Here is a 13,834-nt window from a genome sequence, read left to right on the forward strand (position 1 = left end):
CCTTGTATAACAAGCCTGAGCCTATACTTTCCTCACGTTGTGTAACAGTTATACAACATGAGGAATTCACCAGTATGCAAAGCACTCTGCACCTGCTAGACGCCGCGATCAAAGTCCAAGGTCTGTCCGACTGGGCGGCAAAACTGGGCCTTTCGAAGCGCGCCCTTTACACCGCCCGTGATCGCGGGCACCTGTCCCCTGCCATCGCCGGAGCCCTCGCCGAAGAACTCGGCCAGGACGCAAAAGAGTGGATCGTGGTCGCCGCGCTTGAGTCAGAAAGAGACAGCGCATGCAAAACCCGCATGGTCAAGCGAATGGGAAAGGTTTTGATGTTGTAATTTGTAGATGACTTCCCGCTTTCGTCACGTCGCGCTGATCGGCAAATACCAGGCTTCAGGCGCCCGGGCGCAGGCCGATGCCCGCGACGGCGTGATGGAAGATATCGGCGCCTTCCTGGAATCGCAAGGGTGCGAGGTGTTCGTCGAAAAATCGGCGGCCGAGGAGGCCGATGCGGACGCCAGCGTCGGCGGCCGTTACCAGCCGCTCCGCGTCGAGGAAATCGGCCAGCGCTGCGATCTGGGCCTGGTGGTGGGTGGCGACGGAACCATGCTGGGCATCGGCCGGCAACTCGCCTGCTACGGGATTCCGCTGATCGGCATCAACCGCGGCCGGCTCGGTTTCATCACCGACATTCCGCTGGACAACTACCAGGCCACGCTGATTCCCATGCTGGCCGGCGAATACGAGGAAGACCACCGCAGCCTCATGCATGCGCAGGTCATGCGCGACGGCGCCTCGGTCTTCGATGCGCTGGCAATGAACGACGTGGTGGTCAATCGCGGCGCCACCTCGGGCATGGTCGAGCTGCGCGTTTCGGTGGGCCGGCATTTCGTGGCCAACCAGCGCGCCGACGGCCTGATCATCGCTTCGCCCACGGGTTCGACGGCCTATGCGCTCTCGGCCGGCGGGCCGCTGCTGCATCCGGCGGTGCCGGGCTGGGTGCTGGTGCCCATTGCACCGCACACGCTGTCGAACCGCCCCGTGCTGCTGCCCGATGCCGACGAGATCGTGATCGAACTGGTGGCGGGGCGCGACGCCAGCGCCAATTTCGACATGCAGTCGCTGGCCTCGCTCGCGATCGGCGATCGCGTGGTGGTGCGCCGCTCCGACTTCCGCGTGCGCTTCCTGCACCCGCGCGGCTGGAGCTATTTCGACACGCTGCGCAAGAAACTTCACTGGAACGAAGGGGGCTCCTGAAATGGCGCTGCGACGCATCGCATTGCGCGACTTCGTGATCGTGCGATCACTCGAACTCGACCTGTCGGCAGGCTTCACGGTATTGACCGGCGAGACCGGCGCGGGCAAGTCGATACTGATCGATGCGCTCCAGCTGGCGCTCGGCAACCGGGCCGACGCGGGCGCGGTGCGCGAAGGCGCCGAACGGCTCGACGTCAGCGCCGAATTCGACGCCGACCCGGCACTCGCGGCCTGGCTCGACGAGGGCGGCTTCGAAAACGGCGACGCCCTGCTGCTGCGCCGCACCGTCGACCTGCAGGGCCGCAGCCGCGGCTGGATCAACGGCAGCCCGGCCACCGCCACCCAGCTGCGCGAACTCGGCGACCGCCTGCTCGACATCCACGGCCAGCATGCGTGGCAGAGCCTCACGCGCCCCGAGGCCGTGCGCGGCCTGCTCGACGCCTACGCCGGCGTGCGCACCGATGCGCTGGACGCGGCCTGGCAGCACTGGCGCCAAGCGCTTTCCGCGCTCGACCATGCGCGCTCGGCGCAAGACTCGCTGCTGCGCGAACGCGAGCGGCTGCAGTGGCAGATCGCCGAAGTCATGAAGCTGGCGCCGGCCGAAGGCGAGTGGGAAGAGCTTTCGACCCAGCACGCGCGAGTCTCCAATGCGCAGGCACTCATCGATGCGGCGCAGGGCGCGAGCCAGGCGCTCGAAGACGACGACAGCGGCGCGCTCGCCGCCCTGTCGCGCGCCGTCACCCTGCTGCAGAACTGCGAGCACATCGAGCCCGAATTCCGCGCCCTCGGCGAAGTGCTGGCCTCCAGTGTCGCCCAGGCTTCCGATGCCGCCCACACGCTGCACGGCTACCTGCGCGACGCCGAGGCCGATCCGCAGCGGCTGGCCGAACTCGACGAGCGCATGGGGCTGTGGATGTCGCTCGCGCGCCGCTACAAGCGCACGCCGGACGACCTGCCGGCGCTCTTGGCCGGCTGGCAGGCCGAGCTGCAGGCGCTCGATGCGCAGAGCGATCTCGCAGGCCTGGAGCGCGCCGAACAAGGCGCGCAGCAGGCCTACATGAAGGAAGCCAAGGCGCTCGCCAAGGCGCGTAAGCTGGCCGCCCCGCGGCTGGCCGAGGCGGTCACGCAGGCGATGCAGGGGCTCGGCATGCAGGGCGGGCGCTTCGAGGTCGAGCTGCTGCCGCTGGCGCAGCCGGGCCGCGCGGGTCTCGAAGACGTCGCCTTTCTCGTGAGCGGCCATCCCGGAAGCACGCCGCGCCCCATCGGCAAGGTGGCTTCGGGCGGCGAGCTCTCGCGCATCGCACTGGCCATTGCGGTCACCACCAGCCAGCTCGGCGCCGCGCAGACGCTGATCTTCGACGAGGTCGATGCCGGCGTCGGCGGGGCCGTGGCCGAGACCGTGGGCCGGCTCATGAAGCAGCTCGGGCGCGATCGCCAGGTGCTGGCGGTCACCCACCTGCCGCAGGTCGCGGCCTGCGCCGACCACCACCTGGTGGTGGCCAAGCGCCAGACGGCGGCAGCCGGCCAGGACGGCCCGCGCACCGAAAGCGGCGTCTCGCGGCTCGACGACGACACCCGCGCCCGCGAAATCGCCCGCATGCTCGGCGGCGAGAAGCTTTCGCAGACTTCGCTGGCGCACGCCCGCGAAATGCTGGGCCACAAGACTTCGGCGGCGCTGTGATGGACCTCGACCTGGTGCTCATCACCGGCATGTCGGGTTCGGGCAAGTCGGTGGCGCTGCATGCGCTGGAAGACGCCGGCTACTACTGCGTCGACAACCTGCCGCCCGAACTGCTGACGGCCTTCATCGCGCTGCAGCACGAGCAGCAGGCCACGCGCGTGGCCATTGCGATGGACGTGCGCAGCGGCGTGTCGCTGCCAATCGTTCCGCAGCAGCTCGAAGCCCTGCGGCAGGACGGCGTTTCGCTGCGCTCGCTTTTCCTCGACGCGACCACCGACGCACTGCTGCGGCGCTATTCGGAAACCCGCCGGCGCCATCCGCTGTCGCGCCAGGAGGGCCGCAACGACGTGCCCGAACAGGAGCGCGTGCTGGTGCAGGCCATCGAGCTCGAGCGCGAGCTGCTGGCCGACCTGCGCGACGGCGCCGACGTGATCGACACCAGCCTCATTCGGCCGGCCCAGCTGCAGAGCTACATCAAGGCGCTGATCTCGGCGCCGCAGAGCAGCGCATTGACGCTGGTGTTCGAGTCCTTCGCCTTCAAGCGCGGCGTGCCGCTGGATGCCGACTACGTGTTCGATGTGCGCATGCTGCCCAATCCGCACTACGTGCCCGCGCTGCGGCCGCTCACGGGCCGCGATGCGCCGGTGGTCGAATGGCTGCGCGAGCACGACGACGTTGCGCGCATGTACGACGACATCGAGCAGTTCCTCTCGCGCTGGCTCGACGCGCTGGCGCGGGACCATCGCAGCTACGTGACCGTGGCCATCGGCTGCACGGGCGGCCAGCACCGCTCGGTGTTCCTGGTCGAGCAGCTCGCGCGCGCGTTCGGAACGCGCTGGGTCGCGCTCAAGCGGCACCGCGAGCTCGACGCAGGCTGAGTTCGCTCCGTCCGGCTAACCCGCGCTGCTCTCGAGCAGCTTGCGCATCGGCGCCGGCAATCCCAGCCGACCCCACTCCTGCGCATCCACCCAGCGCGCCGCATCGCCTTGCGGCTGGCTGCCCTGCAGCAGCACCGGGTGCAGGTGCAGGTCCTTGTGGGTCAGCACATGCACGAAAGGCGGCAGGTCCTGCACGCCCGCCAGCGCCGCCGGCGGCAGCGCGGCCAGCAACTCTTCTCGGCTATCGAACACGGGCAGGCAGTAGAGCCCGGCCCAGATGCCCTTGGCCGGCCGCTTCTCGAGCCAGACGCGGCCTTGCGCATCGCGCGCGAGCAGCGCCCAGAGCGACTGGGCGCTGCGCTTGAGCTTGCGCGTCTTGATCGGATAGCGCTCGGGCTGGCCCTCGCGCAGCCCCACGCATGTCTTGTTCAGCGGACAGATCATGCAGCTCGGCTTGCGCGGCAGGCAGACCGTGGCGCCCAGGTCCATCACGCCTTGCGTGTAGCTCGCGATCGCTTCCTTCTGCTCGGCCGGCGGCAGCAGCTGGGTGGCCTGGTCCCACAGTGCGCGTTCCTGCGCCGACGAAGACATGTCGCCGCCAAATCCGAGCACGCGCGTCAGCACGCGCTTGACGTTGCCGTCGAGAATCGCGACCCGCTCTCCGAAGCAGAAGGCCGCGATCGCCGCCGAGGTGGAGCGGCCGATGCCGGGCAGGGTCTCGAGCTCGGCGGCCGTGCGCGGAAACTCGCCGCCGAAGCGCGCCACCACCTCCTGCGCGCAGCGGTGCATGTTGCGGGCGCGGCTGTAGTAGCCCAGGCCGCTCCAGAGCCCGAAGACCTCGTCCTCGGTGCCGTCGGCCAGCGCCCGCACGGTCGGAAAGCGTTCGAGAAAGCGCGCGAAGTACCCGAGCACGGTCGAGACCTGGGTCTGTTGGAGCATGACTTCCGACAGCCACACGCGGTACGGATCCCGCGTGTTCTGCCACGGCAGCGCGCTGCGCCCGTGGCTGCGCTGCCAGGCCACGACGCGCTCGGCAAAATCGGCCGGCGCCTGCGGCTGCACGGCCGCAGTCGGCACCGGACGATCAGGCCGCCGCACGCAGCTCGCCGACGGCGGCAGCGGCTGCCGGCCTTCCCTGTTGCGCGATGGCCGAGGTGAATTCATGGAGCCGAAGATGCAGCTCGGCCAGGCTGCTTTCCTGCTGGGCCAGCTCGAGCAGGCGTTCGTCGAGGTTGCCTGCCGCATTCTGGATGCGCTCGATCGCCTCGATGCGCTTGCTGAAATTGCGGCGCCGCTCCTTGAGCTGCGCATCGATCTGGGCGCTGGCACCCTTGCTCCAGCGTTCGACCTCGGTCATGGCCGCTTCGTTGACCAGCCGCAGGCGGCTTGCGAGCGCGCGCACCAGCTTGTCGCAGAAGTCCGCCTGCGCGAGCTTCAGCAGGTTGCCCACGCCCAGGTAGTGGATGTGGCTGCGCTCGATCTGGCTGAGCTCCTGCTCGAAGCTCGTCAGGTCGGGCTCGGCGGGCGCCTGAAGCGTGAAGCCCTGCTCCGCGTTGAGCTGGCGGAAGGTGGCGTGCAGCATCGACTGGATCTCGGCCGTCGTGGCCTGCACTTCACGCAGGTTGTTGCGCAGCGAGTCGAAGGTCTCGCCGTACACCTTGCGCACGTTGAACTTGACGCCCGGGCGCTTGAGCGCGGCCGAAAGCCGCACCATGTCTTCCTTGAGCGCGGTGCGGCCGAGCACGGCATACACCTCGCGCAGCAGCTTGCCCTGCACCGAACGCAGCGCGAGGATGCGCGTGTTGCTGCCCTCGAACTCGGTCTGTTCCTGGTCGATGCGCGCGCGCATGTGCCGAATGACCGACACGTTCTTGCCGCGCAATCCCTGCAGCTCGAGCGCCTGCTCCGACAGGTCGCGCTGGCGCACTTTCAGGATGCGCTCGGCCTCGGTGCGCAACGCGACCATGCCGGCGTCCACCGCGAGCCGCAGCATGGTTTCGCGCTTGCCGAGCACGCCTTCGGCGAGCAGCGCCTCGAAAGCCGGCAGCCGGCTGGCGTCGAGCAGCCGCGCATCGCGCTGGATCTTTGCCTGCAGGCCCTTCTGCGCCGACACCGGCAGCACCTGCACCAGCGGCACCTCGAGGAACTTGGCCGCAACCTCGCGCTGGCGTTCGATCTGGAGCTCGATCTGCGCGGGCGTGCTCAGCGAGTCCCACATGGTGTCGATCTTGTTGAGCACCACGAAGCGCGTGTCGCTGCCTTCGCTTTCGGTGACCAGGTGCTCGCGCCAGATCGACAGATCTGAACGCGTCACGCCCGTTTCTGCGCCCAGGATGAAGACCACGGCATGCGCCTGCGGGATCAGGCTCACCGTGAGCTCGGGCTCGGCGCCGATGGCGTTCAGGCCCGGGGTATCGAGGATCACCAGCCCCTGCTCCAGCAGCGGATGCGGCATGTTCAGGATGGCATGGCGCCAGCGCGGAATCTCGACCCGGCCTTCGGCGTCCTGCACGGGGTTGTCGTCGGGCGTCTCCTCGTTCCAGAAGCCCAGCGCGTGCGCCTCGTCCTTGCTGACCCAGCGCACTTCGGCCACCTTGCTCATGGCCTGCGCCAGCTGGTCGGCATCGGCCACGTCGATCGCAATTTCGGTCCAGCGCCCGGCCTTTTCGCGCCAGTGCGTGAGCGAATGGGGTTCCAGGCGGGTCTCGATCGGCAGCAGCCGCAGCTTCGGCGACAGCGCGGCGTCGTAGCCCAGCTCGGTCGGGCACATCGTGGTGCGCCCGGCGCTGGCCGGCATGATGCGCCGACCGTAGGCCGCGAAGAAGATCGCGTTGATGAGCTCCGACTTGCCGCGCGAGAACTCCGCCACGAAGGCCACCATGACCTTGCTGGTGCGGATCTGCAGCTCGAGGCCGCGCAGGCGCTCGGCCACCGCCTGGTCGAGCAGCTCGTTCTCGGTCAGCCAGCGGGACAGCCACTGCAGGCGGTGCGCGAAATTGCTCCGCCAGGCACCGTGCTGATCGAGTTGTTGATTGAAAGAGCGGCTCAAGGGGAATATGTAAGAAATAACTTACAAATATAGCATTGCAAACTGGGAAGCAGGCGATTGCAGGATATGCCAACCCGGCGGCTAAGACACTATTTTTGACAATTGGGGCAATAGTAAGTGGAACGCTGCCCTTGGCGCAGCAGCCGGATCGGCGTTGCGCAGACCCGACAGGGCTCGCCGGCCCGTCCGTAGACCGTGGCTTCGAGCTGGAAATAGCCGTTCTGCCCATCCACGTTGGAAAAGTCGCGCAGCGTGCTGCCGCCCTTCTCGACCGCCCGGGTCAGGATTTCGCGCACGGCCGCATGGAGCCGGGCTGCCCTCGGCCGGCTGATGCGCGCAGCCGAAAGCGTCGGCCGGATGCCGGCCAGGAACAACGCCTCCGACGCATAGATGTTTCCAACGCCGACCACCACGTCGCCCGCGAGCAGCACCTGCTTCACCGCCGCCTTGCGCTTGCGAAGGCCGGCGTGGAACGCGTCCAGGTCGAAGCCGTCGCCCAGCGGCTCCATGCCGAGGCCGCCGAGCAGCTTGATGGCCCAGGGCGCCGCCTCGTCCTCCACGTAGACCACGGCGCCGAAGCGGCGCGGATCGTTCAGCCGCAGCGTGCCGAGTTCGGTCACCAGATCGAAGTGGTCGTGAACGCCCGGCGCAGGCAGCGCCGCATCGAAGCGCAGGCTGCCCGACATGCCCAGGTGCAGCAGCAGGAGGCCGCGGTCCAGGTCGATCAGCAGGTACTTTCCGCGCCGGCGTACCTGCAGCACGCGGCGACCGACCAGCGCCTCGGGCATCACCATGAGTGCCCAGCGCAAGGGTTTGCCGATGCGGACCGCATCGATGCGTGCACCGGCAATGCGCTCGGCAAAACCGCGCCGCGTCACTTCGACTTCGGGAAGCTCAGGCATGAAATAAAAACTCCGGGCTGCGACGAGGCCCCACGCGGTGCTCGCTCAAAAGCTTGGATTATTATGGTTCGATGATTCCATCGCTCCGCCGACACCGCCTTGCGGCGGCCGCGTCTTTCGTCGTGTTGCTGGCTTGCGCCGCGCATGCGCAAAGCTCCGATCCCGCCGCGCCCAGGAGCCCGGCACCCATCATCGAACGGCCGGCACCCTCCCGCCCCGGCACCAAGCCGGCGCCGGCCGCTGCCGCAGCCGCCGCGAAGCCGGCCGGCGACCCCGAAGCCCAGCGCTCCGCGCTGACGGCCGAGCTGTTCTACGAAATCCTGATGGGCGAGATGACCGCGCGCTCCGGCGACCCCGGATCGGGTTATGCGCTGGTGCTCGATGCAGCCCGGCGGCTGCGCGACGGCAAGCTGTTCCAGCGCGCGGTCGAGATCGCACTGCAGTCGCGCTCCGGCGACGCGGCGCTCGCAGCCTCGCGCGCATGGCAGGAAACGCTGCCCAACTCGCGTGATGCACGGCGCATCGAGCTGCAGATACTGATCGCGCTCAACCGCATCGGCGAAACGGTGGAGCCGCTGCGGGCCGAGATCGCGGCCACGCCGCAGATCGAGAAGCCGCTGCTGATGGCGGTGATCGCGCGCAACTACTCGCGCGCCTCAGACAAGAAGCAGGCCGCCTCGGTGGTCGAGCAGGCGCTGGCCGACGAACTCAAGAGCCCGGCCACCGGTGCGCTGGCCTGGGCCACCATCGGCCGCATGCGCCTGAATGCCGGCGACACCTCGGGCGCACTGGACGCCGCGTTCAAGGGCCAGCAGATGGACCCCGCCTCCGATGCTCCGGCCGCACTTGCGCTCGAGATGATCGACCCCGGCCAGCCGCTCGCGGAGCCGATCGTCACGCGCTACCTGGCCAACAACCCGAAGGCGCCGCCCGACCTGCGCATCGCCTACGCGCGCGTGCTGGTCGAGAACCGCCGCTATGCGGATTCCACCGCGCAGCTGCAGGCGCTCACCGCGGCGCGCCCCGAACTGGCCGAGCCCTGGCTGCTGCTTGGCAGCCTGCAGGCGCAGGCCCGGCAGGACGCGGCAGCCGAAACCTCGCTCAAGCGCTACATCGATCTGGCGGCCAACCAGAAAGACCCGGACGATCGCCAGCGCGGCACCACCCAGGCCTACCTCGTGCTCTCGCAGCTGGCGGAGCGCCGCAAGGACTTCACGGCCGCGGAGCGCTGGCTCGCACGCGTCGACGGCACCGACGAGCTCGTGGTCGCGCAGACGCGCCGCGCGGGCCTGCTGGCGCGCCAGGGCAAGCTGCCGCAGGCGCGCGAACTCGTGCGCGGCCTGCCCGAGCGTGCGCCCGAGGACAAGAAGCAGAAATTCCTCGCCGAAGTGCAGCTGCTGCGCGATGCCAAGCAGTACCAGGCGGCCTACGACATGCTGGCGCAGGCCTCCGCCGCCGCCCCGAACGACAGCGACCTGGTCTACGACCAGGCCATGGTGGCCGAGAAGCTCAACCGCCTCGACGAGATGGAGCGGCTGCTGCGCAGGCTGATCGAGCTCAAGCCCGAGAACCAGAACGCCTACAACGCGCTCGGCTACTCCTTTGCCGATCGCAAGATCCGCCTCGACGAGGCCCGCACGCTGATCCAGAAGGCCGTGCAGCTGGCGCCGGAAGACCCCTTCATCGCGGACAGCCTGGGCTGGGTGGAATTCCGGCTGGGCAACACGACCGAGGCCATCCGCATCCTCGAGACGGCCTACAAGACCCGGCCCGATCCGGAGATCGGCGCGCATTTCGGCGAGGTGCTCTGGGCCACCGGCCAGAAGGATCGCGCGGTCACGATCTGGAAGGAAGCCCTGCTGAGCGACGCCGAGAACGAGACCCTGCAGGAAACGCTCAAGCGCCTGCGGGTCAAGCCGTGAGCGTGCCCGCCCCCCGGCTGGCCGACGGCGGCCGCCGCGCCCTCCTGCTCGCGGGCGGGGCCGCGCTGCTCTCGATGGCCGGCTGCGCCCAGCTGGCGGGCGGCCCCTCCGCGCCCCGAAGCGCGGACAGCTGGAGCGGCCGCATGTCGCTGCGCATCGACAGTCAGCCGGTGCAGACCTTCTCCGCATTGTTCGAATTGCGCGGTTCTCCCGAAGCGGGCGAGCTCTCGCTCACCAGCCCGATCGGCAGCACCCTGGCCCAGTTGCACTGGTCGCCCGGCCAGGCCCTGCTCAAGAACGGCAGCGAGGTGCGGCGCTTCGAATCTGTCGATGCCTTGATCGAGGCCGCCACCGGCGCGGCCATACCGGTCGGTGCGCTGTTCGGCTGGCTCGCGGGCCGCAACGAGCCCGTACCCGGCTGGCGGCCCGACCTCGCGCAGGTCGCGAACGGCCGACTGCAGGCCACCCGCGAGTCTCCCGGCCCCACGGCGGACCTGCGCATCGTGTTCGAGCGGTCATGAAGGCGATCTACGACCTTCCCGCACCGGCCAAGCTCAACCTCTTCCTGCACATCACCGGCCGGCGCGACGACGGCTACCACCTGCTGCAGTCGGTCTTCATGCTGATCGACTGGTGCGACACGCTGCACGTCGAACTGCGCAGCGACGGCCAGCTCAGCCGCGAAGACCTCACGACCGAACTGCCGCCCGACGACCTCGTGCTGCGCGCGGCGCGGGCGCTGCAGGCGCATGCGGCGCCCGGCCAGGGCGCCCACATCGGCATCGCCAAGCAGGTGCCGGCGCAGGCCGGCATGGGCGGCGGCTCCTCGGACGCCGCCACCTGCCTCCTGGCGCTGAACCGCCTGTGGGGGCTGGACCTGCCGCTCTCGCGCCTGGCCGAGATCGGCGTGAAACTCGGCGCCGACGTGCCGTTCTTCCTGGGCGGGCGCAATGCCTGGGTCGAGGGAATCGGCGAGAAAATCAGGCCCGTGGACATCCCTTCCGCGCGGTTCGTGGTGGCCAAGCCACCCCAGGGACTCGATACCCGTTTAATTTTTTCTGCGCCCGACCTTCAACGCGCCACTCCTGTTGCTATAATCTCGGGCTTTGCTGCAGATAGCGAACAGCTTGAAGCCCCAAACCCCGAAAGCAGCGCTTTCAAGGTTTTCGACTTCGGCCACAACGACCTGCAGCCGGTTGCCCAGCGGCTTTGCCCCGCGGTCACCGACGCCATCGAATGGCTCGGCGCCCAAGGATTGAAAGCCCGGATGACCGGCTCCGGAAGTTCGGTTTTCGCGAAAATGCCGCAAGGGCCGCAGGAAGCGGAACTGGCAAAAGCCCCACCGGGCTGGCAGGTTCGCCAATGCAGCAACCTGGCCGTTCATCCACTTTGGGGATGGGCGACCTGAAGATAATCGGATCGTCATGGGTCCGATGCGACATATCGGTTTGTGGCGAAAGCCATCGACCCGTGTAGGGGAGTCGCCAAGCTGGTTAAGGCACTGGATTTTGATTCCAGCATGCAAAGGTTCGAATCCTTTCTCCCCTGCCAAATTTTCAAACTGCGGCCCACCGGCCGCAGTGCTTCTTTTGCAGCATGCCCGCTGCAATAATCGACAGCCCTCGGGCTGCCACGACTCGAACTCTTTGGCGGCTTCCTAAAAGCCAATTCGCACTGCCGGGACGCGCTCATGCAGGCTAATCACCCTGATTTCATGGTTTTCACCGGCAATGCCAATCCTGGCCTTGCCGCAGAAATCGCGCAGAACCTCGGGACCTCGCTGGGTGCCGCGCGCGTTGGACGCTTCTCCGACGGCGAAGTCACCGTCGAGATCAACCAGAACGTCCGGGCGCGCGATGTGTTCGTGGTGCAGTCGACCTGCGCACCGACCAACGAGAACCTGATGGAACTGCTGATCATGGTCGACGCGCTCAAGCGCGCCTCGGCCGAGCGGATCAGCGCGGTGATTCCCTACTACGGCTATGCCCGCCAGGACCGCCGCCCGCGTTCGAGCCGCGTGCCGATCTCGGCCAAGGTGGTGGCCAACCTGCTCGAAACCGTGGGCGTCGAGCGCGTGCTCACGATGGACCTGCACGCCGACCAGATCCAGGGCTTCTTCGACATTCCGGTCGACAACATCTATGCGTCGCCGGTGCTGCTGGGCGACCTGCGCCAGAAGAACTACGAAGACCTGATCGTGGTCTCGCCCGACGTCGGCGGCGTGGTGCGCGCCCGCGCACTGGCCAAGCAGCTGAACTGCGACCTCGCCATCATCGACAAGCGCCGCCCCAAGGCCAACGTGAGCGAGGTCATGAACGTGATCGGCGAAATCGACGGCCGCAACTGCGTGATCATGGACGACATGATCGACACCGCCGGCACGCTGGTGAAGGCGGCCGAAGTGCTCAAGGAGCGCGGTGCGAAAAGCGTCTACGCCTATTGCACGCACCCGATCTTCTCGGGCCCGGCCATCGAGCGCATCACCCACTCCGCGCTCGACGAAGTGGTCGTGACCAACACCATTCCCCTTTCCGACGGCGCCCTGGCGTGCGGAAAGGTCCGACAGCTCTCCGTGGCACCGCTGATCGCCGAAACGATCCAGCGCATTGCCAAGGGCGAGTCGGTGATGAGTTTGTTCTCGGACCAGGACAACCTGTTCTGATCTGGGCAAAAAGCGGGCGCCACCTTCCTTTTCTGGAATGGCGCCCTTGTTGAACCGGAGTCGCACTGGTCGCGGTGGACTCTCACAGGAGTTGTTATGAAATTCGTCGCTTTTGAGCGCGCCAAGCAGGGCACGGGTGCGAGCCGCCGTCTCCGCATCTCGGGCAAGACGCCCGGTATCGTCTACGGTGGTGAAGGCAAGCCCCAGCTGATCGAGCTCGATCACAATGCGCTGTGGCACGCCCTCAAGAAGGAAGCCTTCCACTCGTCGATCCTCGAAATGGAACTCGGCGGCGCCACCAGCAAGGTGCTGCTGCGCGACGTGCAGTACCACCCGTTCCGCCAGCTGGTGCAGCACATCGACTTCCAGCGCGTGGACGCCAAGACCCGCATGCACATGAAGGTGCCGCTTCACTACAAGGGTGAAGAAGAGTCCGACGCCGTCAAGCTCGACCACAACCTCGTGACGCACGTCATGACCGAACTCGAAGTCAGCTGCCTGCCGGCCGACCTCCCCGAGTTCATCGAAGTGGACCTCTCGGGCCTCAAGAAGAACGCCACGCTGCACGTCAACGACATCAAGCTGCCCAAGGGCGTGAAGTTCGTGAGCCACGGCAAGCTGAACCCGGTCATCGTGTCGGCCGTGCCGCCGCTGGTCTCCGAAGAGCCGGCACCCGCCGCCGAAGGCGCAGCACCTGCCGAAGGCGCAGCAGCAGCAGCAGCCGGTGGCAAGCCTGCCGCCAAGACGGCAAAGCCCGCCGCGAAGAAGTAATTTCTCTCGCTTCCCTGCAGAAGGCCCGCCGCGTGCGGGCCTTCTGCTTTTTGGGCGGCGAGATAATTCCCTCATGATCAAGCTGTTTGTCGGCCTCGGGAATCCGGGGCCTGAATACGAAGCTACCCGGCACAACGCCGGCTTCTGGTGGATCGACGCCCTGGCGCGCGACTGGAAGCTCAACCTCGTGCCCGAGCGCAGCTACCACGGCCTTGCGGCACGCACGAACATCGGCGGGCAGAGCGTCTGGCTGCTGGAGCCGCAGACCTTCATGAACCTGTCGGGCAAGTCGGTGGGCGCGCTCGCGCGCTTCTTCAAGATCGCGCCCGAGGAAATCCTCGTGGTGCACGACGAGCTCGACGTGGTGCCCGGCCAGGCCAAGCTCAAGTTCGGCGGCAGCCACGCGGGCCACAACGGCCTGCGCGACATCCATGCGCAACTGGGCACCGGCGACTACTGGCGCCTGCGCCTGGGCATCGGACACCCCGGCGTGAAGTCGGAGGTCATCAACTGGGTGCTCAAGAAGCCACTCAAGGAGCAGCGCGAAGCCATCGAGGACGCCATCGTGCGCACGCTGCACGCGGCGCCCGCGCTGGTGGCGGGCGAAATGGAAAAGGCCACCTTGATCATCCACACGAGCAAACCGCCCCGGCCCAAACCGCCGCGGCGGGAGCCCGGCGACGGAGGCACGCCCGCCACCGCCTAGTCAGCC

13 protein-coding genes and 1 tRNA gene are annotated in these 13,834 nt (G+C 67.6%); 11 read left to right on the forward strand and 3 right to left on the reverse strand.

Annotated features, from left to right (window positions below; genetic code table 11):
• The first annotated feature begins 74 nt into the window (after window positions 1–74).
• Genes ACAM58_RS21475 through rapZ form a run of 4 tightly spaced genes read left to right on the forward strand, consistent with a single transcriptional unit; the run spans window position 75 to window position 3,816 of the window.
• The gene (locus ACAM58_RS21475; protein ID WP_028256300.1) at window positions 75–338 is read left to right on the forward strand and encodes a hypothetical protein; all 264 of its coding nucleotides are present in this window, start codon (window positions 75–77) and stop codon (window positions 336–338) included.
• A gap of 7 nt (window positions 339–345) precedes the next feature.
• Complete coding sequence (locus ACAM58_RS21480) at window positions 346–1,257, forward strand: NAD kinase (protein WP_028256299.1); 912 nt, start codon at window positions 346–348, stop codon at window positions 1,255–1,257.
• Between the two features lies 1 nt (window position 1,258).
• Window positions 1,259–2,938, forward strand: coding sequence for a DNA repair protein RecN (gene recN / locus ACAM58_RS21485; RefSeq protein ID WP_028256298.1), 1,680 nt, complete (start codon window positions 1,259–1,261; stop codon window positions 2,936–2,938).
• The gene (gene rapZ, locus ACAM58_RS21490; protein ID WP_015867108.1) at window positions 2,938–3,816 is read left to right on the forward strand and encodes an RNase adapter RapZ; all 879 of its coding nucleotides are present in this window, start codon (window positions 2,938–2,940) and stop codon (window positions 3,814–3,816) included. Before recN ends, rapZ begins: the two co-directional genes overlap by 1 nt.
• 15 nt (window positions 3,817–3,831) lie before the next feature.
• Here rapZ and mutY read toward each other — a convergent pair whose 3' ends face one another.
• The 3 genes from mutY to mutM all read right to left on the reverse strand — a co-directional run bounded on the left by mutY (window position 3,832) and on the right by mutM (window position 7,767).
• Window positions 3,832–4,893 carry an A/G-specific adenine glycosylase gene (mutY, locus tag ACAM58_RS21495; protein WP_028256297.1) on the reverse strand — a complete coding sequence of 354 codons (1,062 nt, stop codon included), beginning with the start codon at window positions 4,891–4,893 and terminating at the stop codon, window positions 3,832–3,834.
• A gap of 7 nt (window positions 4,894–4,900) precedes the next feature.
• Entirely contained in the window at window positions 4,901–6,865 is a 1,965-nt protein-coding gene (locus tag ACAM58_RS21500; RefSeq protein WP_028256296.1) for a dynamin family protein, read from the reverse strand.
• 89 nt (window positions 6,866–6,954) lie between these two features.
• On the reverse strand, window positions 6,955–7,767 hold the full coding sequence (gene mutM, locus ACAM58_RS21505) for a bifunctional DNA-formamidopyrimidine glycosylase/DNA-(apurinic or apyrimidinic site) lyase (RefSeq protein ID WP_028256295.1): 813 nt from the start codon (window positions 7,765–7,767) through the stop codon (window positions 6,955–6,957).
• 71 nt (window positions 7,768–7,838) lie between these two features.
• Here mutM and ACAM58_RS21510 point away from each other — a divergent pair, with 71 nt between their 5' ends.
• The 7 genes from ACAM58_RS21510 (at window position 7,839) to pth (ending at window position 13,828) form a co-directional block, all read left to right on the forward strand.
• Window positions 7,839–9,689, forward strand: a complete 1,851-nt coding sequence (locus ACAM58_RS21510) for a tetratricopeptide repeat protein (protein ID WP_015867112.1) — start codon at window positions 7,839–7,841, stop codon at window positions 9,687–9,689.
• Window positions 9,686–10,210 carry a lipoprotein insertase outer membrane protein LolB gene (locus ACAM58_RS21515; RefSeq protein WP_015867113.1) on the forward strand — a complete coding sequence of 175 codons (525 nt, stop codon included), beginning with the start codon at window positions 9,686–9,688 and terminating at the stop codon, window positions 10,208–10,210. The genes ACAM58_RS21510 and ACAM58_RS21515 overlap by 4 nt, the downstream gene beginning before the upstream one ends.
• Window positions 10,207–11,097 carry a 4-(cytidine 5'-diphospho)-2-C-methyl-D-erythritol kinase gene (gene ispE / locus ACAM58_RS21520; RefSeq protein WP_028256294.1) on the forward strand — a complete coding sequence of 297 codons (891 nt, stop codon included), beginning with the start codon at window positions 10,207–10,209 and terminating at the stop codon, window positions 11,095–11,097. The genes ACAM58_RS21515 and ispE overlap by 4 nt, the downstream gene beginning before the upstream one ends.
• Before the next feature lie 66 nt (window positions 11,098–11,163).
• Window positions 11,164–11,240: transfer RNA gene (locus ACAM58_RS21525), tRNA-Gln, on the forward strand.
• A gap of 139 nt (window positions 11,241–11,379) precedes the next feature.
• Window positions 11,380–12,351, forward strand: a complete 972-nt coding sequence (locus ACAM58_RS21530; protein WP_015867115.1) for a ribose-phosphate pyrophosphokinase — start codon at window positions 11,380–11,382, stop codon at window positions 12,349–12,351.
• A 96-nt stretch (window positions 12,352–12,447) separates the two neighbouring features.
• The gene (locus ACAM58_RS21535; protein ID WP_015867116.1) at window positions 12,448–13,122 is read left to right on the forward strand and encodes a 50S ribosomal protein L25/general stress protein Ctc; all 675 of its coding nucleotides are present in this window, start codon (window positions 12,448–12,450) and stop codon (window positions 13,120–13,122) included.
• 73 nt (window positions 13,123–13,195) lie between these two features.
• Window positions 13,196–13,828, forward strand: coding sequence for an aminoacyl-tRNA hydrolase (gene pth, locus ACAM58_RS21540; protein ID WP_015867117.1), 633 nt, complete (start codon window positions 13,196–13,198; stop codon window positions 13,826–13,828).
• The last annotated feature ends 6 nt before the right edge of the window (window positions 13,829–13,834 follow it).

Source organism: Variovorax sp. V116 (genome assembly GCF_041154435.1).
GTDB lineage: Bacteria > Pseudomonadota > Gammaproteobacteria > Burkholderiales > Burkholderiaceae_C > Variovorax > Variovorax paradoxus.

Excerpts from the sequence above, each read along its gene's own strand:
- ACAM58_RS21475 (WP_028256300.1), top strand. The coding sequence starts at position 75 with ATGCAAAGCACTCTGCACCTGCTAGACGCCGCGATCAAAGTCCAAGGT.
- ACAM58_RS21480 (WP_028256299.1), top strand. The coding sequence starts at position 346 with ATGACTTCCCGCTTTCGTCACGTCGCGCTGATCGGCAAATACCAGGCT.
- recN (WP_028256298.1), top strand. The coding sequence starts at position 1,259 with ATGGCGCTGCGACGCATCGCATTGCGCGACTTCGTGATCGTGCGATCA.
- rapZ (WP_015867108.1), top strand. The coding sequence starts at position 2,938 with ATGGACCTCGACCTGGTGCTCATCACCGGCATGTCGGGTTCGGGCAAG.
- mutM (WP_028256295.1), bottom strand. The coding sequence starts at position 7,767 with ATGCCTGAGCTTCCCGAAGTCGAAGTGACGCGGCGCGGTTTTGCCGAG.
- ACAM58_RS21510 (WP_015867112.1), top strand. The coding sequence starts at position 7,839 with ATGATTCCATCGCTCCGCCGACACCGCCTTGCGGCGGCCGCGTCTTTC.
- ispE (WP_028256294.1), top strand. The coding sequence starts at position 10,207 with ATGAAGGCGATCTACGACCTTCCCGCACCGGCCAAGCTCAACCTCTTC.
- ACAM58_RS21530 (WP_015867115.1), top strand. The coding sequence starts at position 11,380 with ATGCAGGCTAATCACCCTGATTTCATGGTTTTCACCGGCAATGCCAAT.
- ACAM58_RS21535 (WP_015867116.1), top strand. The coding sequence starts at position 12,448 with ATGAAATTCGTCGCTTTTGAGCGCGCCAAGCAGGGCACGGGTGCGAGC.
- pth (WP_015867117.1), top strand. The coding sequence starts at position 13,196 with ATGATCAAGCTGTTTGTCGGCCTCGGGAATCCGGGGCCTGAATACGAA.